The sequence below is a fragment of the Kitasatospora sp. NPDC059648 genome (genome assembly GCF_042734825.1).
Taxonomy (GTDB): Bacteria; Actinomycetota; Actinomycetes; order Streptomycetales; family Streptomycetaceae; genus Kitasatospora.
Genome location: NZ_JBHWDU010000034.1, coordinates 43,565 through 68,081, shown reverse-complemented (window position 1 = coordinate 68,081; position 24,517 = coordinate 43,565). Strand labels below are relative to the sequence as shown.

Annotated in this window: 25 protein-coding genes and 3 pseudogenes; 17 read left to right on the top strand and 11 right to left on the bottom strand. The window is 71.8% G+C overall.

All coding sequences use genetic code 11. The features are described 5' to 3' along the window. Both ACFV1W_RS21305 and ACFV1W_RS21300 read left to right on the top strand, forming a co-directional pair. Nucleotides 1–765: an archease gene (locus ACFV1W_RS21305; RefSeq protein ID WP_380418741.1), complete on the top strand. Its 765-nt coding sequence runs from the start codon at nt 1–3 to the stop codon at nt 763–765. 26 nt (nt 766–791) lie between these two features. Next, nucleotides 792–1,775 (top strand): CapA family protein, encoded by a 984-nt coding sequence (locus ACFV1W_RS21300; protein ID WP_380418739.1) that lies wholly within the window; start codon nt 792–794, stop codon nt 1,773–1,775. Nucleotides 1,776–2,356: 581 nt separating this feature from the next. Here the strand turns inward: ACFV1W_RS21300 and ACFV1W_RS21295 are convergent. Genes ACFV1W_RS21295 through acsA form a run of 5 tightly spaced genes read right to left on the bottom strand, consistent with a single transcriptional unit; the run spans nt 2,357 to nt 7,724 of the window. Next, a complete protein-coding gene (locus tag ACFV1W_RS21295) occupies nt 2,357–2,599 on the bottom strand; it encodes an acyl carrier protein (RefSeq protein ID WP_380418737.1) in 243 nt (80 codons plus the stop codon). Beyond that, complete coding sequence (locus tag ACFV1W_RS21290; protein ID WP_380418735.1) at nt 2,596–3,963, bottom strand: dihydrolipoamide acetyltransferase family protein; 1,368 nt, start codon at nt 3,961–3,963, stop codon at nt 2,596–2,598. Before ACFV1W_RS21290 ends, ACFV1W_RS21295 begins: the two co-directional genes overlap by 4 nt. A gap of 1 nt (nt 3,964) precedes the next feature. Continuing rightward, nucleotides 3,965–4,957 carry an alpha-ketoacid dehydrogenase subunit beta gene (locus tag ACFV1W_RS21285; protein ID WP_380418733.1) on the bottom strand — a complete coding sequence of 331 codons (993 nt, stop codon included), beginning with the start codon at nt 4,955–4,957 and terminating at the stop codon, nt 3,965–3,967. After that, nucleotides 4,954–5,976 carry a pyruvate dehydrogenase (acetyl-transferring) E1 component subunit alpha gene (gene pdhA, locus ACFV1W_RS21280; protein ID WP_380418731.1) on the bottom strand — a complete coding sequence of 341 codons (1,023 nt, stop codon included), beginning with the start codon at nt 5,974–5,976 and terminating at the stop codon, nt 4,954–4,956. The genes ACFV1W_RS21285 and pdhA overlap by 4 nt, the downstream gene beginning before the upstream one ends. Next, a complete protein-coding gene (acsA, locus tag ACFV1W_RS21275) occupies nt 5,973–7,724 on the bottom strand; it encodes an acetate--CoA ligase (RefSeq protein WP_380418729.1) in 1,752 nt (583 codons plus the stop codon). The genes pdhA and acsA overlap by 4 nt, the downstream gene beginning before the upstream one ends. Before the next feature lie 230 nt (nt 7,725–7,954). On the opposite strand from acsA, the gene ACFV1W_RS21270 reads away from it, so the two are divergent. Further along, nucleotides 7,955–8,401, top strand: a complete 447-nt coding sequence (locus ACFV1W_RS21270) for a universal stress protein (protein WP_380418727.1) — start codon at nt 7,955–7,957, stop codon at nt 8,399–8,401. Nucleotides 8,402–8,431: 30 nt separating this feature from the next. Here ACFV1W_RS21270 and ACFV1W_RS21265 read toward each other — a convergent pair whose 3' ends face one another. Together ACFV1W_RS21265 and ACFV1W_RS21260 are read right to left on the bottom strand one after the other, a co-directional pair. Then, nucleotides 8,432–8,569 carry a hypothetical protein gene (locus ACFV1W_RS21265; protein WP_380418725.1) on the bottom strand — a complete coding sequence of 46 codons (138 nt, stop codon included), beginning with the start codon at nt 8,567–8,569 and terminating at the stop codon, nt 8,432–8,434. 545 nt (nt 8,570–9,114) lie between these two features. Then, nucleotides 9,115–10,083, bottom strand: a complete 969-nt coding sequence (locus tag ACFV1W_RS21260; protein ID WP_380418723.1) for a 1-phosphofructokinase family hexose kinase — start codon at nt 10,081–10,083, stop codon at nt 9,115–9,117. Nucleotides 10,084–10,841: 758 nt separating this feature from the next. Between ACFV1W_RS21260 and ACFV1W_RS21255 the strand changes: the two genes are divergently transcribed. The 10 genes and pseudogenes from ACFV1W_RS21255 (at nt 10,842) to ACFV1W_RS21210 (ending at nt 19,494) form a co-directional block, all read left to right on the top strand. Next, complete coding sequence (locus ACFV1W_RS21255) at nt 10,842–11,993, top strand: 4Fe-4S dicluster domain-containing protein (protein WP_380418721.1); 1,152 nt, start codon at nt 10,842–10,844, stop codon at nt 11,991–11,993. Further along, nucleotides 11,990–12,445, top strand: a complete 456-nt coding sequence (locus ACFV1W_RS21250) for a Crp/Fnr family transcriptional regulator (protein ID WP_380418719.1) — start codon at nt 11,990–11,992, stop codon at nt 12,443–12,445. The genes ACFV1W_RS21255 and ACFV1W_RS21250 overlap by 4 nt, the downstream gene beginning before the upstream one ends. Then, nucleotides 12,442–13,248 carry an FAD/NAD(P)-binding protein gene (locus ACFV1W_RS21245; RefSeq protein WP_380418717.1) on the top strand — a complete coding sequence of 269 codons (807 nt, stop codon included), beginning with the start codon at nt 12,442–12,444 and terminating at the stop codon, nt 13,246–13,248. Before ACFV1W_RS21250 ends, ACFV1W_RS21245 begins: the two co-directional genes overlap by 4 nt. Nucleotide 13,249: 1 nt before the next feature. Beyond that, entirely contained in the window at nt 13,250–14,164 is a 915-nt protein-coding gene (locus ACFV1W_RS21240) for an oxidoreductase (protein ID WP_380418716.1), read from the top strand. Then, a complete protein-coding gene (locus tag ACFV1W_RS21235) occupies nt 14,161–15,522 on the top strand; it encodes a Ni/Fe hydrogenase subunit alpha (RefSeq protein ID WP_380418714.1) in 1,362 nt (453 codons plus the stop codon). Before ACFV1W_RS21240 ends, ACFV1W_RS21235 begins: the two co-directional genes overlap by 4 nt. Beyond that, nucleotides 15,519–16,019 (top strand): hydrogenase maturation protease, encoded by a 501-nt coding sequence (locus tag ACFV1W_RS21230; protein WP_380418712.1) that lies wholly within the window; start codon nt 15,519–15,521, stop codon nt 16,017–16,019. The genes ACFV1W_RS21235 and ACFV1W_RS21230 overlap by 4 nt, the downstream gene beginning before the upstream one ends. Before the next feature lie 92 nt (nt 16,020–16,111). Next, nucleotides 16,112–16,423, top strand: a pseudogene (locus ACFV1W_RS21225) (cytochrome c oxidase assembly protein); the annotation flags it as partial. Nucleotides 16,424–16,606: 183 nt separating this feature from the next. Further along, the gene (locus ACFV1W_RS21220; protein ID WP_380418710.1) at nt 16,607–17,353 is read left to right on the top strand and encodes a phosphotransferase family protein; all 747 of its coding nucleotides are present in this window, start codon (nt 16,607–16,609) and stop codon (nt 17,351–17,353) included. A 339-nt stretch (nt 17,354–17,692) separates the two neighbouring features. Continuing rightward, nucleotides 17,693–17,910 (top strand): annotated as a pseudogene (locus tag ACFV1W_RS21215) (IS5/IS1182 family transposase); the annotation flags it as partial. A 117-nt stretch (nt 17,911–18,027) separates the two neighbouring features. After that, nucleotides 18,028–19,494, top strand: a complete 1,467-nt coding sequence (locus ACFV1W_RS21210) for a serine/threonine-protein kinase (protein WP_380418708.1) — start codon at nt 18,028–18,030, stop codon at nt 19,492–19,494. A gap of 184 nt (nt 19,495–19,678) precedes the next feature. On the opposite strand, the gene ACFV1W_RS21205 is transcribed toward ACFV1W_RS21210, so the two are convergent. The 3 genes from ACFV1W_RS21205 to ACFV1W_RS21195 form a co-directional block, all read right to left on the bottom strand. Next, a complete protein-coding gene (locus tag ACFV1W_RS21205) occupies nt 19,679–19,837 on the bottom strand; it encodes a hypothetical protein (RefSeq protein WP_380418706.1) in 159 nt (52 codons plus the stop codon). A 76-nt stretch (nt 19,838–19,913) separates the two neighbouring features. Next, a complete protein-coding gene (locus ACFV1W_RS21200) occupies nt 19,914–20,459 on the bottom strand; it encodes a hypothetical protein (RefSeq protein WP_380418704.1) in 546 nt (181 codons plus the stop codon). A gap of 410 nt (nt 20,460–20,869) precedes the next feature. Continuing rightward, entirely contained in the window at nt 20,870–21,340 is a 471-nt protein-coding gene (locus tag ACFV1W_RS21195; RefSeq protein WP_380418702.1) for an ArsI/CadI family heavy metal resistance metalloenzyme, read from the bottom strand. Between the two features lie 90 nt (nt 21,341–21,430). Here ACFV1W_RS21195 and ACFV1W_RS21190 point away from each other — a divergent pair, with 90 nt between their 5' ends. From ACFV1W_RS21190 to ACFV1W_RS21180, 3 genes are read left to right on the top strand one after another with little or no spacing between them, the layout of a single operon-like run. After that, a complete protein-coding gene (locus tag ACFV1W_RS21190; protein ID WP_380418700.1) occupies nt 21,431–21,805 on the top strand; it encodes an ArsR/SmtB family transcription factor in 375 nt (124 codons plus the stop codon). Next, nucleotides 21,802–22,548: an aquaporin gene (locus ACFV1W_RS21185; RefSeq protein ID WP_380418698.1), complete on the top strand. Its 747-nt coding sequence runs from the start codon at nt 21,802–21,804 to the stop codon at nt 22,546–22,548. The genes ACFV1W_RS21190 and ACFV1W_RS21185 overlap by 4 nt, the downstream gene beginning before the upstream one ends. Nucleotides 22,549–22,594: 46 nt before the next feature. After that, nucleotides 22,595–23,014 (top strand): arsenate reductase ArsC, encoded by a 420-nt coding sequence (locus ACFV1W_RS21180; RefSeq protein ID WP_380418696.1) that lies wholly within the window; start codon nt 22,595–22,597, stop codon nt 23,012–23,014. A 96-nt stretch (nt 23,015–23,110) separates the two neighbouring features. On the opposite strand, the gene ACFV1W_RS21175 is transcribed toward ACFV1W_RS21180, so the two are convergent. Next, nucleotides 23,111–23,419 (bottom strand): hypothetical protein, encoded by a 309-nt coding sequence (locus ACFV1W_RS21175; RefSeq protein ID WP_380418694.1) that lies wholly within the window; start codon nt 23,417–23,419, stop codon nt 23,111–23,113. A 548-nt stretch (nt 23,420–23,967) separates the two neighbouring features. Here ACFV1W_RS21175 and ACFV1W_RS21170 point away from each other — a divergent pair. Further along, nucleotides 23,968–24,118 (top strand): annotated as a pseudogene (locus ACFV1W_RS21170) (IS5/IS1182 family transposase); the annotation flags it as partial. Between the last annotated feature and the right edge of the window lie 399 nt (nt 24,119–24,517).

Genomic DNA, 24,517 nt, shown 5'->3' with positions numbered 1-24,517 from the left:
GTGAGAGTGGCGTGCCAGCCGCGCTCACCTGCGGGACTGGCCTGTTTGCCAGGCGACCGGTCACTGCAGCCTACGACTGAGAGACTGGCTCGCTGGCGTGCACCGCTCCTCCTGGCCAACCACTCCAGCGTGACGCGCGTTGTCTCACGGCCACTGGCCGCCGAGGCCATCTGCCTTCCCGCCCCGCGGTATCCACGGAGACCGCCGACCGGTTGCACGCCGGGATCAGCGCGGGGTGGTCCCAGTCGCGGCAAGACGTCCGCGGGCCAGCCGGTCGAGGACGTCGACGGTGACGATCCCGGCCAGTCGGCCGTCGTCCAGGACGAGGACCGGTGGCGGAGCGGCCGCACGGTCCAGGACCTCCGGGCTCGGGGGACGCGACTGGAGGCGTGGGCGCGAACTGCGGAGGGCTGCATCCGCGAGGCGGTGCACGCGGTCGTCGAGGGCTTTGCCGACACCTCCGGGGCCCGGCCGGTCGGGGAGCGCACGTGCGCGGTCACGGCGGACAGCGACGAGGATCTGCTGGTGTCCGTTCTGGAGGAGGCCATCTACCGGACGGACGTCGACGGCGAGATCCCCCTCGACACGGAGGTGGACGTGATCCGTGACTCGAGGGACGGCCGGGCCGTGTCGGTCCGCTTCACGATGGCGGACGCCGACACCGCCGAGCAGATCGGGGCGGTGCCAAAGGCGGTCTCACTGCACGGCCTCGACCTGACCGGCGGCCCCGGGGGCTGGACCTGCCAGGTGACGCTCGACGCCTGAACACGACGAGGAAGCGGGGCCGAAGAATGGCGCTCACGCTGGCACTGGCCGGTGACACGATGCTCGGGCGCGGCGTGGCCGACCAGCTGCGGCGCTCGCCGACGCCGCAGATGCTGTTCGCCTCCGAGGTACGGCAGGCACTCGCGGAAGCCGACCTCGTCGTGCTCAACCTGGAGTGCTGCATATCCAACCGAGGGAACCGCTGGCCGAACCCGTACAAGATGTTCTTCTTCCGCGCCCCTCCCGCTGCCGCCGACGTGCTCGCCGAGCTGGGAGTGGACTGCGTGACCCTGGCCAACAACCACGCCCTGGACTACGGCTTCGACGCCCTCACCGACACCCGCGCGCTGCTGGAACGGGCCGGCGTCCGCACGGTCGGCGCTGGCCACGACGTCCTGGAGGCCCGGGAGTTCGCGGCGCTGGAAGCGAAAGGGGTACGGCTGGCAGTGGCCGCGGTCACGGACCACCCCGAGGAATACGCCGCCGACGAGCAGCGCCCCGGGGCGGCCTGGGCCGACCTGAGTGCCGGCGTACCCGACTGGCTCGGCGCACTGGTGGCCAGGGCCGCACGGGAGGCCGACGCCGTGCTGGTCACCCCACACTGGGGCCCCAACATGACCTCCCGCCCGCCGCCGCACGTGCGCCTGGCGGCACCGCAGCTGCTGGCCGCCGGGGCCACGCTGATCGCCGGACACTCCGCCCACGTCTTCCACGGCGTCGCCGACCGGATCATCTACGACATGGGTGACTTCGTCGACGACTACGCCGTCCACCCCGCGCTGCGCAACGACCTCGGGTTGCTGTTCCTGGTCACCCTGGACGGGCCGGATTCGGCGAGCCTCGCGCCGGTACGTCTGGAGGCACTGCCCCTGTTCCTTGATTTCTGCCACACCCGCCTCGCCCACGGCGAGGAGCGGCAGTGGATCCGCGACCGGTTCATCGCCGCCTGCGCCGAACTCGGCACCGACGTGGGCGAGCGGGCCGGGCGGCTGACGGTCGACTGGAGATGAGCGATGCGGGGATCAGGCTCGTCAAGGAGAGCACCCGCCGTTGGGACGCCTCTGCGTCTCCGCCGCATACGAGCCGCGCCCTTCTCGGTGACCGCACCCGGAAAAATGCGCAGGCGCCCGTGCGGTGTCCGGCGGCTTCCCTACGGCCGAGCCGGCGGACACCGCACCGACGGCTGCGCACGGCGGGTGCCCGACGGGCGCGGCCGGACGAGCACAGACATAGAGCTGACGGGGCCTGAGCTGATCGGCGTCAGCAGCTCGGCCTGCACCCGCGGACCGGGGCCGGCCGACACCGTCGCGCTGCGCGACGAGCCCGCACCACCCGGGCCCCGGCCGCTGCTGGAGCATGTCATGGGGGGTGGGCGGCGTACCAGCCCGCCGCGTTCACATGCTCGGGCCCGCGCCGCCTTCGAGGCCCAGCTCGCTGAGCTGGCCCGGCCCGACCGCCGCCTCACCGGCCTCGGGCGCCCGCAGGGCCATGACCTCCGAGCGACTGGCCGGCTGACCTCCGTCGCCCGGCACCGGTCGAGAACCCGATGTGCAGCGTCGATTCACCGGCACGCAGAGGCCGGCTGACCCGTTCAGGTGCGTTCCGCCAGGAGGGCCGCACTCCCTTCGAGCGTGGCCAGGCGCGGGTAGTCGTCCTCGTCGATCCGGCAGCCGGTCCGTTCGGACAGCCGTTCCACCAGGGTGAGGAGGTCGAGGGAGTCGAGTTCGAGGGTGTGACGGTAGTCCTCGTCGAGTGGGATCTCGGAGAAGTCGGCGTCCGGGGCGATCTCGGTGAGTACCTCCCGGACGAGGGCGAGTGCCTGCTTCTGGTTCACAGTTCCTCCGGTCTCTGCAACAGCCCATCGAATGCGGCGAGGTACCGGGCCCCGGTGGCGCCGTCGCTGGCACGGTGGTCAGCGGACAAAGTGGCGGTGACCACCGGCCGAACCCCGAGCATGCCGTCGGCGGCCCATGGCCGCTCCACCACTTTGCCGAGCCCGACCAGGGCGACCTGGGGCGGATAGATCACGCCGAACACCGCCTCGACCCCCTGGTCGCCGAGACTGGTCACGGTGATCGTGGGGTCCGCGGTCTCGGAGCCGCGAAGCCGTCCGGCCCTGGCCCGGGCCACCAGGTCGCGCAGCGCTGCCATCAGGTCGGGCACCGGGAGGTCGGCGGCGTCGTGGATGGCCGGGGCGACCAGGCCGCCGCCGCGCAGCGCGACCGCGACGCCGAGGTGGATGGCGGGGGAGGGGCTGAATCCGTCCGCCGTCCAGAAGCCGTTGAGCTGCGGCACCTCGCGGGCGGCCAGGGCGGCGGCTTTGAGCAGCGGCGCGGCGGCGATCAACCGCTCGGGCACCGGCAGGTCTCGGTTGCGTTCGCGCAGCCACCGCATCGTTGTGGAGAGGTCGACGGTGGTGGCGAGGTAGTAGTGCGGGATCTCGCGCTTGGAGCGTGCCATCAGGTCGCCGATGGCCCGGCGCATCGCCGCCCGCCGACCGGCGGGTGCCTCCGGTGGAACCGCCGCTGACGGTTCCGGTGCCCACTCCGGTTCCGGTGCCGGCCCCCCGCCGACTACGGCACGGACGTCGGAGGCGCGGACCGCGCCTTGGTCACCGGTCCCGTTCACCGTCTCCAGGTCGATCCCCGCTTCTGCTGCCAGCCGCCTGGCCAGGGGCGTCGCCCTGAGTCGGTCACCCCGGCCGTGCACGCTGCTCGTCGGCCTCCGTTCCTGTGTCCGATCCCGCGCCAATGCGGCGGGTGGCACGGCGGAAGCCACGTCGGCCCTGGTGATCCGCCCGCCGGGCCCGGTTCCGTGCACGGCGGTCAAGTTCACACCGCTCGTCTCGGCCAGGTGCCGCACCAGGGGTGTCGCAACCGGTGCGGCCCTCGGCTCGGTCCGGGCTGCGGGCTGCGGGACGGGCCGGGGAGCCTCCGTTGGCTCCGACTCCCCGGCCGCCGGCGCGCCTGCGGCGATGATGGCGAGGGGCGTACCCACCGGGACGGTGGTGCCCGGCTCGACCAGGAGCCGCTCGACGGTACCGGTCTCGAAGCACTCGACCTCGATCGCCGCCTTCACGGTGTCCACGACGGCCACGGTGTCGCCCCGGGTCACCCTGTCGCCGGGGTGCACCAGCCACTCCATCAGGGTGCCTTCGGTCATGTCGGCGCCGAGCGCTGGCATCGTGAACTCGGCCATCTCAGCCGACCGCCCGCCGGGCCGCCGCCACGATGTCCGCCACCTGCGGCAACGCGGCCTCCTCCAGCTGCCGGGCGTAGGGCACCGGCACCTCGGCCGCGCAGACCCGTTGGACCGGCGCGTCCAGGTCGTAGAACCCCTGTTCGGTGACCCGTGCAGCCACCTCGGCCGAGAGGCCACCGGTGCGCCAGCCCTCGTCGACCACCACCGCCCGGTGGGTCTGCTGAACGGAGCCGAGCACCGTCGTGTCGTCGAGCGGACGGAGCGTGCGAAGGTCGACCACCTCGGCCGCGATGCCGTCGGCCGCGAGCTGCTCGGCGGCGTCCAGAGCCTTGCCGAGCGAGCCGCCGTAGGTGATCAGAGTGACGTCCGTGCCGGGGCGGCGCACCGCAGCGCTGTCCAGGTCCACTGGTCCGGATCCGGCAGGCATCGTGCCAGAGGCGTTGTAGAGAGAGCCGTGCTCGAAGATCACCACCGGGTCGGGGTCGGCCAGGGCCGGGGCCAGCATGTATCGGGCGTCTTCGATTGTCGCGGGTGCGAGGACCCGGATGCCCGGGATGTGCGCGTACCAGCCCTCCAGGCTGTGCGAGTGCTGGGCGGCGAGTTGGCGGCCGGCGCCGGTGGTCATCCGGATCACCAGCGGCACGCCGACCTGTCCGCCGGACATGTGCAGCAGGGTCGCCGCGTTGTTCAGGATCTGGTCCAGGGCGAGCAGACTGAAGTTGACGGTCATCACCTCGACGATCGGACGCAGTCCCGCGATGGCCGCGCCGATGCCCGCCCCGACGAAGGCCGACTCGGACAACGGGGTGTCGCGGACGCGTGCCGACCCGAACTCGTCAAGCAGCCCGAGGCTCACTCCGAAGGCCCCGCCGTACCGTCCCACGTCCTCGCCCATCAGGAACACCCGGTCGTCCGCCGCCAGCGCCTCGCGCATGGCTTCCCGCAGCGCCTCCCGATAGGTCGTCGGCGGCGCGGGCTCCGTCCCGGTCACGACGGCTCCGATGCCGGGCTGCGGACGAAGCGCAGCAGGTCCTCCGCCGGTTCGAGGCCGCCCTCGCGGGCCCGGTCGACCGCCTGGTCCAGCTCGTCGGCGATCTCCTTCTCGATGAGCTCGAGCCCGTGGCCGTCGAGGCTACCGTCGGCGCACATCAGGTCGGCGAGCCGCGTGATCGGATCGCGCTCCTTCCACTGCTCGATCTCCGTCTTGTCCCGGTACAGGTCCGGGTCGTACATCGAGTGCGCCCGGAAGCGGTACGTGCGCAGCTCCAGGAAGTACGGGCCGCCGCCCTCGCGCACCGCCCGCGCCGCGCGGCGGGCGGCATGCTCGACGGCGAGTACATCCATGCCGTCCGCAGCCCAGGCGACCAGGCCGTAGGAGGCGGCGCGGGCCGCCAGGTCGGTCTGGGCGTGCTCGCGGACCAGCGGCGTGCCCATGGCGTACAGGTTGTTCTCGCAGATCAGCAGCAGAGGCAGGTCCCACAGGGCGGCCAGGTTGGCGGTTTCGTGAAACTCGCCCTCGGCGAAGGCGCCGTCCCCGAAGAAGCAGCAGGTCAGGTTCGGCTGCCCGCGCATCCGGGCGGCCAGCGCCAGGCCGGCCGCCACCGGCAGCCCGCCGGCGACAATGCCGTGCCCGCCGTAGAAGCGCCGGGCGGTGTCGAACAGGTGCATCGATCCTCCCCGGCCCCTGCTGCAACCGGTGACCCGCCCGAGCATCTCAGCGAACACCGCCTCCGCCGGAACACCGCGGGCCAGCGCGTGGCCGTGCTCCCGGTATGTGGTGACCACGGAATCCTCGGCGGTGAGGGCCCGGTTGACACCGACCGAGACCGCTTCCTCGCCGATGCACAGGTGGACGAAGCCACGGATCTCACCGGAGCTGTACAGCTCCACGCAGCGCTCCTCGAATCGACGGATGCGCACCATCTCGCGGAGCATCGCGAGCTGGTGGTCCATGCCGCCAGCCGTGCGCTGCCTGCTGCGCCGCGGGTTCGCGGCGGTCCGGCGGATCATGACGCCTCCTCCAAGGTCGACAGGTCGCCTTCGGGCAGGCCCAGTTCCCGGGCACGCAGCAGGCGTCGCATCACCTTGCCGCTGCGGGTCTTCGGCAGGTGTTGGTCGAAGGCGAGTTCGCGCGGTGCGATCGCCGGTCCGAGCCGCCGCCGGGCGAAGGCGGTGATCTCCCGCGCCAGCCCGTCACCCGGGTCGTACCCGGGCTTGAGTGACACGAAGGCCTTGACGATCTCCCCGGCAACGGGGTCGGGCCGGCCGATCACCCCGGCCTCGGCCACCGCCGGGTGCTCCATCAGCGTGCTCTCGACCTCGAACGGGCCGATGAGATGGCCCGCGGACTTGATCACGTCGTCCGCCCGGCCGACGAACCAGTAGTAGCCGTCGGCGTCGCACCGGGCGACGTCGCCGGTGAGGTACCAGCCGTCGGCGAAGCACGCCCGGTAGCGCGCCTCGGCGCCGAGATAGCCCCGGAACATCGACGGCCAGCCCGGCCGGAGTGCCAGTTCGCCCTCGGCTCCCGGCTCCTTCAGGACGTGGACCCGGCCGGCAGCGACCTCGGCGCGTCCCTCCGGCCCCCGCTCCAGGACGCCCGCTTCCATGCCGGGAAGCGGCCGTCCCATCGAGCCGGGCCTGATCTCGGTCTCGGCGGTGTTGGCGATCACGATGCATCCGGTCTCGGTCTGCCACCAGTTGTCGTGGATCGGCAGGCCGAGGATCTCCTCGCCCCAGCGCACCGCCTCCGGGTTGAGTGGCTCGCCCACGCTCGCGATGAACCGCAGCGCCGAGAGGTCGAAGGAGCGCGGCAGATCGGGCGGGCTGCCCCGGGGACTCGCCCGCATCAGCATCCGGATCGCGGTCGGCGCGGTGTACCAGACGTTCACCCGCTGGTCGGCGAGGATGCCGTACCAGCGGCGGGCCTCGTACTCGCCCGCGTCCACCACGATGGTCACGCCGTGAGTGAGCGGAGCGATGATTCCGTACGACATGCCAGTGACCCAGCCGGGGTCGGCCGTGCACCAGAACACGTCCCCTGGGTGCAGGTCCAGCGCGAGCGCGGCGGTCGCGTGATGGGCGACCACCGCCTCGTGCACGTGGAGCGCCCCTTTCGGCGTGCCCGTGGTGCCGCTGGTGAAGTGCAGCAGCGCCATGTCCTCGGGGTCGGTGTCGGGGATGGCGAATTCGTCCGAGGCGTCCGCGAGCAGGGCATCGAGCGAAAGGGTGCCGGAGAGGTCCCCGGAGTGGGGGCCGACGATCAGGACGTGTTCGAGCGCTGCCAGGTGCTCCCGCCGGTCTGCGACTTTCCGTCGGTACAACTCCTCGGAGGTGACGAGTACCCGGACGCCGCCCAGCCGCATCCGGTCCTCCACCGGAGCCGGGCCGAACGCGGGGAACAGCGGGCAGAACACCGAGACGTTCTTCACGGTGCCGAGTACCGACACGTACAGCTCCGGGCAGCGGCCGAGCAGCGAGGCCACCCGGTCCCCCCGGCCGACGCCGAGCGCGCGCAGGACGTTGGCGAAGCGGTTGCTCCGGCATGCCAGGTCCTGGTAGGTGACAGTCGTGACCACCGCGCGGTCGACGGCGACGTAGCGGAGCGCCGCCTTGTCCCCGAGCCCGGCGGCCACATGCCGGTCGACCGCCTCGTACGCGATGTTCAGACCCCCGTGCCCGGGAAGCCCGTCCAGCTGGTCCCTGGCCCGTCGCCAGGCCGGGGCGTGCCCGGCCGAGGAGAGGAACTCGTCGTCCACAGAGGCTCCTTCCCTCCGGACCGCGGGTCGCCGTCCGGGGCCCATTTCCTCCATCCTGCGACGGTGCCCGGCCCGGCGCGAGAAGGAGGTCCGTTGCCGTGCTGGCGTGCGGATCGGGCGAGTCGGGCTGATGCTGCCAGGAAGAGGACCGAAGAGGGCACCGCGAAGCCTTGAGCCGTCGGAACACCGTAGGACCCGCGCGGATTTCCGGCCCGACCGGAGGGCGAGCCATGACTGACAAGCAGACCCGCGAGAAGATCGTCGTCGGGGTGGACGGTTCCGAGCAGTCCAGACGGGCTCTGCGCTGGGCGGTGCGGCAGGCGAAGCTGACCGGCGCGGCCGTGCGGGCTGTCATCGCCTGGGAGCCGCCGTTCTCCGGATGGGGCGGCAGCGTTCCCGTCGCGGAGGAAGGGGGGCTCGGGGACATCGCGCGCAAGGTCCTGCTCGAGAGCATCGAGAAGGCCGTGGGTTCCGAGCCGCCCGTGGAGATCACCCCTCGTGTGGAGGAGGGCACCGCGGCCCAGGCGCTGCTGAAGGCCGCGGCCGAGGACGACGTGGCGCTTCTGGTGGTGGGCAGCCGCGGGCTCGGCGGCTTCACAGGGGCCTTGCTGGGCTCCGTCAGCCAGCACTGCGTGCAGCACGCCCCGTGTCCGGTCGTGATCGTGCGCGGCCGCTGACACCGGGCGGCCGCGCCGGGCCGCCACGGGTCACTGCTCGGCGTCCCCCGCCGCCTCGTAGGTCTTCGTCCAGGATGCACCGCAGCGGCAGTGGTACTGCTCCACGAGTTCGCCGTCGCCGTTCACGGAGAGACCGCTGGACAGCCGCACATGGACGTGATCACTCATGGACAACCAGCCTTTGCTTCGTGCGTCAACGGAGTTCCCCCATCATCCATGAGCCAGGGGAGCCCCGGAAGAGCAGAGAGACGGACCCCACACGCGAGGGCCCGCCGTCTGCCTGTCCGGTCGCTCTCCGGGACATGTCGCGTTGGCGCCGATCAGGACTTCCGGCGACGTCGGCAGGAGAGGTCGTGACAGAAGATGCCGAAGAACACGGGCAGGGATTCAGCCGAGCCCGGTACCCGGCGCGCCGTGCTCGCGTGTCCCCGGGCCACGGCCGCCCCGGACCACAGCGTCCACTTCATCGCCTGCAGCTTCGGCACGGTGCCTGACCCGGACCGACTGCTGATGGTCGTGCAGCAACCACGATCTTCCCCCGAGGCCCTCTCCCGCGCGCGGGAAGGCCGCCGCGGCGGGCTTGCGCCACCCGGCCCGCCCAGGGAGTCCGGACGGGCACGAGCATGACCTCGAACAGGTCGGTGAGCGGACGCGTCGGCGCCCGCCACGTGGCGTACCTGGCGGCGGAACGGGCCCCGGCAGGCAGGGGGTCTTCAGCTTGCAAGCCGGTTGATCCGAACGGCGGTACAGAGGGACTCGGCTACCTCCCGATCGAAAGGTTCGGTGCCGGGGGTGAGCATCGATGCGGCAGCTGCGGCCACCCCGAGCGCGCAGGCGTCGACCGGGTCGTCGCCTGCGGCCAGCCGGGTGACGATTGCGGCGATCATGCCGTCCCCGGCGCCGGCGTCGCTGAGCGGCTCTCCGGGTAGTGGCGGCGCATGCAGTTCCATGTGTCCCTGACCGGTCGAGCACAGCGCGCCGAGTTCCCCGAGGGTGGTGATGGCGACCTCTGCTGCTCCGGCGGCGAGCAGCTGCTCGTTGACGGCGCGGGCGTCGTCGAAGCTCTGCACGGTCCGGCCTACGAGGTAGCTGGCTTCGCTGCGGTTGCATCTGCGCAGGTAAACGGCCTCGTGCAGTGACTCGGGCAGAGCTGGTCCTGAGGTGTCCAGCAGCAGTCTGGACCCGGTTCCCCTGATCCGACGGGCGACGGCCGTGTAGAAGTCGTCGAGCAGACCCTCGGGCAGGCTGCCGCTGGCCACGACGTACGGGTGAGTGCCGGCTGCCCGTTCGATCAGGTCCAGACAGCGCCGCCCCTCGTCGTCGTCGAGTCGCGGGCCGCGCGGCACGATGTGATAGCTGCGGTGTGACTCGGTTTCGAACAGCACGAACGCTTCGCGGGTTTCACCCGCGATCCCGAGGGCGAGGTGGTCGATGCCCTCCTCGTCCAGCAGCCGGTTCAGGCGCTGGCCGATCTCCTGGCCGGCGGTGTGGACAGCGGTCGCCCGTCCCCCGAACCGCGCCACGCCGCGGGCGACGTTGATCCCTCCGCCGCCGGCGGCCACGTACCTGACCCGCGCGCGGGTCTTGCCGATGTCCACCAGGTGGTCGATGTCGCAGCAGATGTCGACCGTAGGGTTCATCGTGAGGGTGAGGACCGGGGGTGTGGTACTCAGGCCGGACATGCTGTCCATACTGGTGTGCGATCCGGGATCGCGCGATCCGGAGTGCGCTCCCGTCGGCGGCGTGCTCTAGTCGCTGATCGCGTTCGCCCATGCCGCCGGTCTCCCGGTCGGGCTGTGCGGTCAACGCCCCGAGCGATGATCCGGACTTCGCCCGCTTTCCGGTCCAGGCCGGAGATCGACTCGGTCCCGGTGGCCCCGGACGGCTTCGCCGCGGTGAAGCAGAACGTGGCTGTGGCCGAGCAGACCCGTACCACTCCATCGACACCGGTCTCCAGGCCCTCGCCCGGCTCGCCTTCGACCATGCCGACCTGCCGCTCGACGAGTCTTGTTCGGACACGGCCGACCATCATCCCAGCGACAGCCACGACGACATGGCCGTCCTCGTCCTCCGCACCCCGTTCCACGAGTCGCCGAACCGAGAAGGGAACGCATCGTGAGCACCGGCTCCGGCAAGGCCGTACACGGTGGGCCGCCGGCGCTGCGTCCAGCACGCGCCCTGTCCGGTGGTCCTCGTGCGTGGTGAGAGTGGCTGAAGGTGGTCGAAGGACCCCGACACCGATGCCCCAACGGCCCTGTCGGCGCCGTGTCGGCGCGGAAATCCTGCTCTTATGGGACGTGTGTGACAGATGGGCCTGCGGTGTGGGCGGAGTGCTGGAAGTGTCCGGTCGGGCGAGGAGGTACGGCAGGATGGTGTGGGTCGACACCCGCTCCGGCAGCGTGGGCCGTCCGTCCCTGGTCGGTGACGGAGGTGTGGTGCTGTGAGTACGGCGACGACTCCCGCGGCCGAAGGCGCCGTGATCGGCAAGGACGGCCTGGCCACCCTGGTCGATCTGCTGCGGGCGCGCGGGTTCACGGTGGTCGGGCCGACCGTACGGGACGGCGCGATCGTGCTGGCCGAGTTGGAGTCCGCCGACCAGCTGCCCTACGGGTGGGGCGTCGAGCTCGAAGCCGGGCACTACCGGCTGCGCGAGCGGGAGGACGGCGCAGCCTTCGCCCATGCGGCCGGTCCGCAGTCGTGGAAGACGTTCCTGCACCCCGCCCGGGTACGCCAGTGGCGGGCCGAGCGCAGCGACGGACAGCTGGTGATCGAGGAGGACGACACACCGCCGCCGCGCTTCGCTTTCCTCGGGGTCCGCCCGTGCGACCTGCGGGCCATCGCCGTTCAGGACCGGGTGCTGACCGGCGGGCGGCACCGTGACCCGGTGTACCAGGGGCGCCGGTCCGGGGCGTTCCTGGTGGCGGTCGAGTGCACCGAACCCGGCGCCACCTGCTTCTGTACCTCGATGGGTACCGGGCCGGCGGCCGGACCCGGGTACGACCTGGCACTGACCGAGCTGGTCGACGCCGACGGCCACCGGTTCTGGATCCGCAGCGGCAGCCCGGAGGGCGCCGACATTCTCGCCGAACTCCCCACCAGCGCGGCCTCCGAAGCCGTCTGCGAGACCGCGCGCCAGGCTGTCGCCTCCGCCGCGGACCGGATGGGCCGCACCATGCCCGACACCGACCTGCGCCGGCTGATGGCCGGAACGCTGGACGCCCCCCGTTGGGACGACGTCGCCTCCCGCTGCCTGACCTGCGGCAACTGCACCATGGTGTGCCCCACCTGCTACTGCACCACCACGGAGGACGTCACCGACCTGACCGGGGACCACGCCGAGCGCTGGCGGGTCTGGGACGTCTGCTTCGACCTGGACTTCTCCCAGCTGCACGGTGGGCCGGTGCGCTCTTCGGCGCGCAGCCGCTACCGGCAGTGGCTCACCCACAAACTCGGCACCTGGTACGACCAGTTCGGCTCCTCCGGGTGCGTCGGCTGCGGCCGCTGCATCGTGTGGTGCCCCGTGGCCATCGACATCACCGAGGAGGCCGCCGCTCTGCACGACTGGGCCAACCGTCCGGACGGCGAACCATGACCGCCCTGCCACCGCTGCTCGATGCCCTCCCGGAGGCCCACCGGGACCGGCTGCTCGCGCTCGCCCACGACCGGGACTTCCCCGACGGCAGCAGGCTCTTCGATGAAGGTGGCCCGGCCGACCGCTTCTGGCTGGTCCGCTCCGGCGAGGTCGCCCTCGACGTCTACGTCCCGGGCCGTCCCGCGCCGGTGGTGGAGACCCTGGGAGCGGGGCAGCAGCTCGGCTGGTCGTGGATCTTCCCGCCGTACCGCTGGCACCTGGGGGCCCGGGCCGTCGGGCCGGTGCGGGCCTGGGAGCTGCCCGCCGCAGAGGTGCGCCAACTGTGCGCGGATGACCCGGAGTTCGGGTACACGCTGATGCGACACTGCGTCGAGGTGATCGCCGACCGCCTGCAGGCCACCCGGATCCGGCTGCTCGACCTCTACGCGCCGGTCGGAGGCGGCCCGCCATGACCACCACCGTGCCCGTGCCGTACCGGGTCACCGCCGCCACACCGGAGACCGCGGACACCGTCTCGCTCGAACTCGAGCCGATCGAGCGGGCCCTGCCGGCCTTCTCGCCCGGCCGGTTCGCCATGGTGTACGCCTTCGGCATCGGCGAGGTTCCGATCTCGGTCAGCGCCCTCCGGGGCCGTCCGGTGTTCACCGTCCGCGCGGTCGGCGCGGTCACCAGCGCGCTGTGCCGGCTCCGGCCCGGTGACGCCGTGGGCCTGCGGGGCCCGTACGGCACCGGCTGGGACCTGGACGCGGCGGCCGACTCCGACCTGCTGGTGGTGGCCGGCGGCCTCGGCCTCGCCCCGCTGCGGCCGGTCGTGCACCAGGCGCTCGACCGCCCCGGCCGCTTCGGCTCACTGGCCGTGCTGGTCGGCGCCCGCAGCCCAGGCGAGCTGCTGTACCGCACGGAACTGCCGCAGTGGCGGACCTCCGCCCAGACCGAGGCGACCGTCGACCAGCCCGACTCGACCTGGCGGGGCACGGTCGGCGTCGTCACCGCCCTGCTGGACCGCATCGACCTGCGCCCCGACCGGACCCGCGCGTTGGTCTGCGGCCCCGAGGCGATGATCCGTCACACCGCGCGAGCACTGCTCGGCCGAGGACTGCCGGCGCACCGCCTCCAGGTATCGCTGGAGCGGAACATGCGCTGCGGCACCGGCCACTGTGGCCACTGCCAGCTCGGCCCGCTGCTGCTCTGCCTGGACGGCCCGGTGATCGGCTACGACCGCGCCGAGCCCCTGCTCGCCGTCAGGGAGTTGTGACATGGACGCCGACACCCGGCCCACCCTGGCGGTGTGGAAGTTCGCCTCCTGCGATGGCTGCCAGCTGACCCTGCTGGACTGCGAGGACGAACTGCTGGGCCTGGCCGACCAGGTGCGGATCTCGCACTTCCTGGAAATGTCCGGTGCGGAGGACGGGCGTGAGCCGGCCACCCTGGACGGGGTCGGGCCGTACGACCTCTCCCTGGTGGAGGGGTCGGTCACCACCGAGGAGGACGTGCGGCGGATCCACCACGTCCGGCGGATCTCCCGCCGCCTGGTGACCATCGGCGCCTGCGCGACCGCCGGCGGCGTCCAGGCGCTGCGCAACTTCGCGGACGTCGAGCAGTTCCGGGCCACCGTCTACGCCAGCCCGCAGTACATCGCCACCCTGGCCACCTCCACCCCGATCTCGGCCCACGTGCCGGTCGACTTCGAGCTGCGCGGCTGCCCGATCGACCGGCGCCAACTACTCGAGGTGATCACCGCGTTCCTGGCCGGACGGAAGCCGAACATCCCGGACCACAGCGTGTGCTTCGAGTGCAAGCGGCGCGGCAACACCTGCGTCACCGTCGCCCACGGGACTCCCTGCCTCGGGCCGGTCACCCATGCCGGATGCGGTGCCCTCTGCCCGACGTACGGCCGCGGCTGCTACGGCTGCTTCGGCCCGGTCGCCAACCCCAACCTGGCGGCGATGGTGCGCCAGCTGCGACAGGACGGCATGACCGGCCGGGACATCGTGAGGATCTTCCGCACCTTCAACGCGGCCTCTCCCGAGTACGCGCCGGTAGCCGAACTCGCCACCCAGGAGCCCCCAGAAGACCCAGAACACCCCGGAGACACCTCAGTGAACGAGCGAACCACCAGAAGGTGCGCGTTCGGCGAAGCCCCCGGCGAGCGCGGCGAGGAGGGCGCATGAGCCATCGCGGACCGCGCGTCCTGCGACTGGACGCGCTCGCCAGGGTGGAGGGTGAAGGCGCGCTGCGCCTGACCGTGAACGACGGTACGGTCGCCGAGGCACGGCTGAAGATCTACGAGCCGCCGCGCTTCTTCGAAGCGTTCCTGGTCGGCCGCGGGCACGACGAACCCCCGGACATCACCGCCCGGATCTGCGGAATCTGCCCGGTCGCCTACCAGATGACCGCCTGCCAGGCGATCGAACGGGCCTGCGGGGTCACCATCGACGACCAACTGGCCGAGCTGCGCCGCCTGCTCTACTACGGCGAGTGGATCGAGAGCCAGTCCCTGCACATCCACCTCCTGCACGCCCCCGACTTCTTCGGATGCCCCAGCGCGGTCGAACTCGCCCGCGAGCAGCGGGAAGCCGTGGAGCGCGGCCTGCGGATCAAGCAGGCCGGCAACGCCGTCATGGAGCAGCTCGGCGGCCGGGCCATCCATCCGGTCAACGTCCGCATCGGCGGCTTCCACCGGGTGCCGGCCAGAGCCGAGCTCGCCCCGCTGGCCGAGCGGCTGCGCCGGATCCAGGAGGACGCCGTGGAGACCGTGCGCTGGGTGGCCGGCTTCGACTTCCCCGAAGCATCGTGCGACTACGACCTGCTGGCGATGCAGGACCCGGGCCGGTACGCCATCGACTCCGGCACCCCGGCCGCCATGGCCGCACCCGACTCCCCGGGTTCGGACCGAGCCGGACCGGTACGGCGCTTCGCGGTCGACGAGTTCGAGCAGCACGTGGTGGAACGCCAGGTCCCGCACTCCACCGCCCTGCAGTCCGAACTGGACGGCCGCCGCTACCTCACCGGGTCGCTGGCCCGGTACGCGATCAGCGGGCGCTGGCTGCACCCTCTGGCCGCCGAGGCCGCCCGAGCGGCGGGACTGGGCGACCCGGCCGCCGGTGCGGTCGTCCGCAACCCGTTCCGCAGCATCGTCGTCCGCGCCGTCGAGGTGGCGCACGCGGTGGCCGAGGGGCTGCGGATCATCGATGACTACGAGCCGCCGCCTCGCCCGTACGTCGAGCTGCCGCCACGCCCGGCGGCCGGCTGCGCCGCCACCGAGGCACCGCGCGGGCTGCTCTACCACCGCTACGCGATGGACGCGGACGGCGCGCTCACCCAGGCCCGGATCGTGCCGCCCACCGCCCAGAACCAGGCAGCCATCGAGGAGGACCTGCGCCGCGTGGTGCAGACCCGGCTGGACCGCCCGGGCGCGGCGGCGACCGACGAGGAGCTGACCGCGCTGTGCGAGCGGGCCATCCGCAACCACGACCCGTGCATCTCCTGCTCCGCCCACTTCCTCGACCTCACGGTGGAGCGGGCATGACCGGCCGGGTGGTGGTGATCGGCGTGGGCAACCCGTTCCGCCGGGACGACGGCGTCGGCCCGGCCGTCATCGAGGCAGTGCGCACCCAGGTGCCCGCAGACACGCTGCTGACCGTCAGCGACGGCGAGCCCGTCCGGATGCTCGACCTGTGGCACCGTCACGACGAAGTCGTGGTGGTCGAGGCGGTGCATGCGCACCCCGGACAGCCTGGTCGACTGCTCACCTTGCGCGCCGACCAGGCCGAGCGGGCCACGGTCGGCTCGGCCAGCACCCACGCGCTCGGCCTCGGCGAGACCTTCGCCCTCGCCGCCGCGCTCGACCGGATGCCCCGCGCCCTCGTGGTGCACGCAGTCGAGGGAGCAGACTTCACCCTGGGGGTCGGGCTCAGCCCCGCGGTCCGGACCGCACTGCCCGAGCTGACCCGCCGGGTGGCCGGCACCATCCGCAAGGCGCATCGCACCCTCGGCCGTGCGGGCGGGGACACAGCCGACGGGTGACCGCACAAGCCGCCCTGACGACCTCGTCGACACCGTCGACGGGACGGCTCCGGGGCGCCGTACCTCACGTGATGCCTACGCCGCCGTCCTGGGCCGTGCCGGTCCCGATCCCGCCCCGGCCCGGCGTGCCCACCCGCCTCCTGTACCCGGGAACGGCGATTGCCGCACACGCCCTGATCGCCCAGGCCGTGTACGGCGGGTTCTACGTCGACATCCACGCCCCCATCGACCAGGTCCGGCAAGGCGCGGAGATCATGTACTACGGCGGCGACATCGCCGAGCTCCTGCTCGCCGCCGCCCTGGTGACCATCTGGCGGCCGCAGCGCCGTCGCGCGACCCCCACACTGCCCGGCCACCCGGAGCCGTCCGCTGCCCCGGTCGGACCTCATCACCTGCCGTCGTAGAGCTGTCCCAACCCGACCGGTCGGTGCCGCGCCATCGACCGTCATAACAAAAATGGTGGGCTTGACCTGGTCAGAGGATGGTGTCGTGCCCGAGGTCGCCGGGTAGCGGGACGCGGGCAGCCGCGTAATCGCATGCGATAAACCCGGCGACGTCGGCGAACTTCTCCGGGATACTGGTCGCCCATGGATGAGGTCAAAGTCGTCGTCGCCCATTCCGAGCGCGCGACTCTGCGCGTCGGCGACGTGTTCCTGAAGGTGGACGCCGATCAGGCGCGCATCGACGTCGAGGTCGAGGCTATGTCCCTCGCGCCGGTCCCGACCCCGGAGGTCCTGTGGCGCAAGGCGCCCGTCCTCGCGATCGCCGCACTTGCGGGGACGGTGCTCGGCCGTCTCGGTGAGCCGTCAACCGCGTCGCCGGCGGCGTGGGCCGCGGCGGGCGCCGCCATCCGGAAGCTGCACGAAGCACCGTTGCCGCCCTGGGCCGGTCGGCGCCGCCGGAGTCCCGACGAGTTGGTGGCGGAACTCGACGGCGAGTGCGACTTGCTGGTGACGAACGGCGTCCTGCCCGCCGACCTGGTCACCCGCAACCGCCAGGTCGCCGAGGCCGCGCTCCGGCCGTGGATTCCGGCGTTCACGCACGGCGACCTGCAGATCGATCACGTCTTCGTCGACGGCGACGAGGTCACGGGCATCATCGACTGGTCCGAGGCGGGCCGGGGTGATGCCCTGTTCGACCTCGCCACCTTGACGCTCGGACACGAGGAGCACCTCGACGACGTCATCGCCGGTTATGGCACCGATGTCGACCTCGACGTGATCCACGCCTGGTGGTCGTTGCGAAGCCTGCTGGGGGTTCGCTGGCTGGTCGAGCACGGCTTCGACCCCTTCGCGCCGGGCTGTGAGGTCGACGTGCTGAGATCGCGGATGTGAGGCTGTAGGGGCCGGACTGGCCACGTATGCGTTCTGTGAGACGAACCTACCGGCTGCCGAGGGTCGGTGAGAACGACTCCTGACTCCGGGGCTTCGAGGTGATTGGTCTGTTTGTGTGGCTGACTGAGGCCCGTCTGGGCGGTATGCCGCTTGTATGCGCCATGCGCCATGCGCTATGCGGATGGGGCGGGCTGACGCCGAAGGCACCCGGCAGCGCGCGCGAGAGCCAGCGTGAGCTGGCCGCGGCTGCCAGGCTGACGTAGAACAAGGTCTCGCACCGTCGGTCCGGCGGCTCGGCCCTGGTCCCTTGACGAGGTCGATGCCCTGGCCGGCCACACCGACGTAGAGACCGTCCGCCGCGACCCCGCTACCAGGGGATTCGTTGTCCAGTCTCGCCGCTGGGTCATAGCACGCAGCTTCCACTGGCTGATGAACCACCGCCGCCTGGCCCGCGGCACGAAGCCCCACCAGCCCGATCCGAAGCCGTGGTCCACGTCGCGGTGATCAACCTCATGACCCGCCGCCTGACCGGCGAAGCCACCCCGACACGGCGCGGAACCCGAGCCCCGGAGCCAGGGACGAGACGCCCAGCAAAACCGCATCGGCCCCCCGGAGCCGGATCGCCCGGATGTGCCCGTACCCTGGGGGCCTCGCGATGATCAGGGGTGGGAGCGGTGGAGATCGGCACGATGATCGCCGGCCGGTACCGGGTGGACCGGTTCCTCGGGGAGGGCGGCATGGGCGCGGTCTGGGCCGCCGACGACACGCTGCTGCACCGGCCGGTGGCGGTGAAGCTGCTGCACGATGACGGCTCGTCGGCCCGGGCGCGCTTCCTGGCGGAGGCTCGGGCCGCGGCCGGGCTGCAGCACCCGGGCATCGTGGTCGTGCACGACTTCGGCGAGCACGACCAAGTGCCGTACCTGGTCATGGAGCTGCTCGCCGGTGGGACGCTGCAGGAGGAACTCCGCACCGGGCCCGGACCGGTGGGCTGGGTCGCCGAGGTCGGCGCCCGGATCGCCGACGCGCTGGTGGTGGCGCACCAGGCCGGCATCGTGCACCGGGACATCAAGCCGAGCAACCTGTTCCTGACCGCCGACGGCACGGTGAAGATCCTCGACTTCGGCCTGGTGCGGGCGGGTTCGGCCGGTGCCGGGGGCGGCTCGGAGAGCACCAGGGCAGTCGGCACACCCGGCTACCTGGCGCCGGAGCAGCTCTACGGCACGTCGGTGGACGCCAGGGCCGACCTGTACGGGCTCGGCGCCACGCTGTACGCCCTGCTGACCGGCCACTCGCCGTACCACGGCATGCCGTTCAGCGTGCTGGTACACGCGCTGGTCCACCGCGACCCGGACCCGTTGCAGCCGCTGCGGCCCGATCTGCCGGCGGAGTTCGAGGAGCTGGTGCTGAAGCTGCTCGCCCGGCTGCCGGACGAGCGGCCCGCCAGCGCGGCCGAGGTCGCGGATCAACTGCACGGTCTCGCCGAGCGGTTGACCGGAACGGCGCCGCCGCGCGGGGTGGCGGCCCTGGCCGCCGTCCGGGTGCCGGCCACCGCGCGGCCGGCCCGGGTGTGGGTGCGGTCGGCCAGCGCGGCGAAGCGGAGGCAGTGGCGGCCGGTCACCAGGGTGGCCGCGGTGGTGCTCGGGGTCACGGTGCTGGCCGGCCTGGGCACCACGGCGGCCGATCTCTGGCCGTCCGGCTCGTCCGGGGACCTCCTCCCGCTGCCGGGCAATCCCACGCCCCCGCCGTCCGCACCGCCGGCGCCGGCCCGGCTGGCCGTCGGCGACTGCGTCGACTACACCACCGCGCCCGCCAAGGCCGAGGTGCCGCTGGAGGACCATCTCGGCTGGACCAAGGTCGGCTGCGACCAGCCGCACCAGGCCCAGGTACGGCTGGTGGGGGAGCTGGCCGACGCCAGCCACATCAGCTGGCGCTCGGCGGCGGCGGTCGGCGACATCCCGTGCGGCTCCTCGGTCGGGCTGTTCCAGCTGCACGCGCCGGCCCCGATCGGCTCCGTCGTGCTCGGCCCCACCGAGGAGGACTGGTTCGCCCACCATGACCGCTACACCTACTGCACGGTCCACCGGATGGACGGCCAACCGCTCGACTTCGACGCCCGTCCCGCTCCGAGCTCCTCCAGCTAGCCCCGTAGCCCCGATGCCGGTGACTCAGGGGCCGCCGATCATTGATTCGCCGCCCACCGCTCACTCCACCGCCGCCGGCTACCCGCCGACCACCGCACCGCGGCAACGGAGCGGCCCGTCACGCAGAGACCTGCGGGCACGGCTGCGGGACTTCTTCGGGCTACGCCCGTGACGCCGGTGCCGGTCAGCCCTTGTCCGGCTCGCCGAGCGTCCACCCGCTGACCGCCGCGACCGGACCGCGCCAGGTCGGCAGGGTGGGGGTGGCCCGGCCGGACCGGTAGGTGACGTCGCGCAGCCGGAGGAAGCGGCGGTCCGGCGCGCGACGGCGCCGGCCCTGGTTCACGCCTGCCCGTGGACCCGGCGGCGCGATGCCGGGGCCACGGGCAGACGCGGCGCCGAGATCCGCCGCGAACCGTTCGCTACAGCAGTCCGACCAGGAACCGCACCGCCAGCACGCATCCGAGCAACAGGAACCCGCCCACGAGCCCCAGTCCCACGCGCAACGCGAGGCCGGCCAGACGGTCATCGACGGTCCGAGGGGCCCTGTCCCACGACTCATCCCGGAAGGGTTCCGGAGCGGGAAGCGGGCCTGCGAGATCCAGACGCATGTGGTCCTCGGAGCAGTACGTGCGGTAGAGCGCCTGGGCGCCGCGGCGGTCGATCTCCAGGGCCACCCAACTCTCGGGCAAGTCGAGGCCCCTGCCGTATGCGGTCCTGGCCTCCCATCTGCCGCAGAAGTCACAAGACTCCAGGTCCTGACATTCTGTGGGCTCGTCCGGCTCGCTCGCCGCTCCGTCGGCGGTCGCGGCCGGTGTCACTGCCGAGGTGGGCTTCGCGCCGTCGGTCGCGCGGGTGTCCGTCCGGACGTTCTCGGACTGCCGCAGCTCGGACAGGACGTACAGGACGAAGGCGACGCAGAGGACGCCTACGGCGGCGCCCGCGTACTGAGGCCGGTTGTCCTTCACGAGCCCGAAAACTCCTCCGGAGATGAGGAGTAGGAGCCAGGTCACGCTCCGGAAGCCGCGGAATTGGAAGTGGTGCACTCGGCGATCCTGCCAGGCCTCTGCAGGCCGCACACCATTCGCTTCCCGATGTCCTGCTCAACCTTCGATGGCTCGAACCATCGGTCGTCAACCTTCAGCGGCAAACGGTCAAGATCCGCTGTCACAGCACACGCCGCACCGGCAGCGCGCCGGGGGATACCGAGCGCCCGCCCCGGGGGCTGATGACGCTGCCCGGCGTGCACCGGGAGGCCCGCCGATGGCTGCTGGTGGAAGTCCGCCTCGGAGACCGGTGGCAGCCAGCCATGTTCCCTGTCAAGTTCAGCGTGTTGAGTTTTCGCTTGCTCGGGCGAGGCCATCGGTCGTGGTGAGGATCAGCCGCAGGCGCATCCGGCGGCAGCGGGGGCGGGTTCGGTGGTCTGGTCGGTGCTGGTGCAGCAGGTGCTCCGGGCGGCGTCGGCGCTCTTGCCCAGGTTGTCGGCGTCGGCCTTGACGACGTAGACCTCCCAGGGCTCCTGGCCGGGGCCGTGGACCCAGACCTTGTCCTGGAGGGCGTAGCAGCAGGAGGTGTCGTTCTCCTCGAACGTCGCGAGGCCGGCGTCCTTGAGGCGGGTGGTGGCGGCGGTGACCTGCTCGATGCTCTCGACCTCGACGCCGAGGTGGTCGAGACGCGTGTCCTCGCCGGCCTGGCCCTCGATGAGCACGAGCTTGAGCGGGGGCTCGGCGATGGCGAAGTTCGCGTGGCCGGGTCGGCGCTTGGCGGGCTCGGCGCCGAACAGCTTGGAGTAGAAGGCGATGGAGCCTTCGAGGTCGGCGACGCGCAGGGCGAGCTGAATGCGGGACATGGCGGTTCTCCCGAGGGCCGGGGTCTTGGTTCGACAGCTGTCAATATGGTCGACGTTGCCACTCGCATCGATGACTGTCAACATAGACGTATGTCGAATCTGGAACTTGAGGTGCTCGGCCAGGACGAGGCGGCCGCGTGCTGCTCGCCGATGGTCCGCGAGCCCCTGGGCGAAGACGCCGCCGTCGACCTGGCGAAGATGTTCAAGGCCCTCTCGGACCCGGTGCGGCTGCGGCTGCTGTCCCTGATCGCCTCGCATGAGGGCGGCGAGGCCTGCGTCTGCGACCTGACCGGTCCGTTCGACGTGTCGCAGCCGACGATCTCCCACCATCTCAAGGTGCTGCGCGAGGCCGGATTGGTCGGTTCCGAGCGCCGCGGGACCTGGGTCTATTACTGGGTGCTGCCCGCCGCGCTGGCCAGGCTCTCCGCCCTGCTCCAGGCGCCGGCCGCCGGAGGGGCAAGATGACCGAGATGGCGCCGCTGGGCCGCCGGGCGGCCGTGGAGTTCGTCGGGACCGGCGCGCTGGTCGCCGTCGTGGTCGGCTCCGGCATCCAGGCCACCAAGCTCTCCCAGGACGTCGGCGTCCAGCTGCTGGCCAACTCGCTCGCGACCGCGTTCGGCCTTGGCGTGCTGATCCTGCTGCTCGGCCCGGTCTCCGGTGCTCACTTCAACCCGGCCGTAACCCTGGCCGCCTGGTGGGCCGGCCGGCGCGGCGGTGAGGGGCCCGGGCTGCGGGAGGTCGCGGCCTATGTTCCGGCCCAGATCGCCGGGGCGATCGGCGGGGCGGTGCTCGCGGACGCGATGTTCGCCGAGCCGCTCGTGGCCTGGTCGATGCATGACCGCTGGGCGCCGCACCTGTGGCTGGGCGAGGTCGTCGCGACCGCCGGCCTGATCCTGCTGATCTTCGGCCTGGCCCGGGTAGGCCGCGCGCACTTCGCCCCGGCTGCGGTCGCCTCCTTCATCGGCGCCGCTTACTGGTTCACGTCCTCGACCAGCTTCGCGAACCCGGCGGTGACGATCGGCCGGGCGTTCACCGACACCTTCGCCGGTATCGCCCCCGCCTCGGTGCTGCCGTTCATCGCCGCCCAGCTCGTCGGCCTGGCCGTCGGCGTCGTGCTGGTCGCGGTGCTGTTCGGCCGCCCGACCCCGGCGGCCGAGGACGTCGTCGTCCCGCATGGCGACCACCACCCGGCAGAAGCCGCCCGCTGACTTGCCGTCTCCTCCTGCCCGTCCCCAAGATCAAGGACCCACTTTGGTGAGCACTCCTGCTGTCCCGTCCGTGCTGTTCGTCTGCGTGCATAACGCCGGCCGGTCCCAGATGGCCGCCGCCTTCCTGACCCGCCTCGGCGGCGACCGGGTCCAGGTCCGCTCCGCCGGCTCGGCCCCGGCCGAGACCGTGAACCCGGCGGTGGTCGAAGCGCTGGCCGAGGTCGGGATCGACATCTCTGCCGAGACCCCGAAGGTCCTGACGGTCCAGGCGGTCCAGGCCTCCGACGTGGTGATCACCATGGGCTGCGGCGACGCCTGCCCGTTCTTCCCCGGCAAGACCTATCTCGACTGGAAGCTGGAGGACCCGGCCGGCCAGGGCGTCGACGCCGTGCGTCCGATCCGCGACCAGATCGAGCAGCGCATCCGCGGTCTGCTCGCCGACCTCGGCGTCCCGGCCCAGGCATGAGACCTCCACCTGGTTGCCGTGGCTGCCTACATATCGAAGGTCGCGTCGCCGCCGTCGATGCCGAGCTGATAGATCGCCGCTCGGGCGAGGCCAATGTCAGCCAACCGACGGGTAGTTGAGATACCGGTTGGCATGGTGTTCTGGCAGCTCGACCGCCTGCCAGATCCACCGCCGGATCGTGGCTCGTCCGCCCTGCCCGCCGTCGGCGTGCCGGGCCACGGCGAGGAGGGTGTTGCCCGGGCCGACTTCGAGGAGCACCAGGTGCGGCTCCCCGAGCCAGGGTTGCTCCGGGCAGGACCAACGGGACAGCGGGGCGCTGGTCTGGGCGGGCAGTTGGCGGGCCAGTAGTTCGGCGAACCGGCCCCGCCACTTGCGCACCGTGTCCAGACGCACAACGGCGGCCACCCGCACCTCCGCTCGCTCGACCCCACCACCACCGCCACGACCGACCTCACCCCGCTACGCACGGCACCGAACCTGCACGGCCTGGATCTCTCTCTCGGAGGCCGCCGCCCACGAGTTCCCGTTCGCCTTCCCTGGCACGCCGCCCTCGCGTTACCAACACCGGGAAGAAGTCCGCGCTGGGCTACCGAGCGGCCTGGGGGCGAAAGCCCGGTCAGCCGCCGACCGATCTGCGGCTCCGGTCGCCGGCCGGACGCCGCCTCGCGACCGCGCCGACCGGCCCGGACTGGTACGGCCAGGGCTGGGACGACGCCGTCCACCACCTGCACGACATGGTGCGATGAGATCACTTCGAGGTAGCGAGTCGATGGGATGCCACGTGTGTCGCAGCGGGCCGTGCGGCTACGAGAAGCCGGCATCGGCGTCGCCCAGGCCGTAGAAGGCGGCGACCCGGCCGGCGAGCGAGGAGATCGTCTCTCCGGTGAACAGAGACACACGGAAGATCCCGGGCGACATGGCCCCGGGCTCGCGGAGAACAGCAGAACCCGAAGGTCTTCGCCCACGCGCAGGCCGGGGGTGTCGTGCTGCGGCTGGATGCCACCGAGGTCCAGGTCCGCCGCCCGACCCCGCACCGCGGTGGGGGCGGCGGCCCTCGTCTCCGGCAAGAGGAAGCAGAACACCGTCAAGGCCACCGTCGTTGCCGACGGACACCTGAGGCCACCGGGCCCTATCGGCACCGCACACCGTGACATAGGTTGAAGAAAGGAAGAGGAGAAAAAAAGACCTAGGAGGGGCGGAAATTGAAATGTCCATTGAAGGATCCAGGCTTAACCAGATAAAGCGAGCGGGTGGGCTCACCGCAGCCGCCGTAGTGGCGATCACCACGCTTCTCGGCGGTGCCGGCACGGCCCTGGCGAGGCCCGCTCTTTCCCGGTGGGAGCCGTAACGGTAGCGATCCCGTCACAGAGCGGGGATCAGGGCGGTTACGGCTACACGGCAGGGTTCACTGCCGGCGAACGATCCTGCGCCGCGGGTGGAGTAGTCCCGAAAAACCCGCCTGGGAGCGAATCAGGGCTTCCGTCCGAACTTGCCGATGCGATA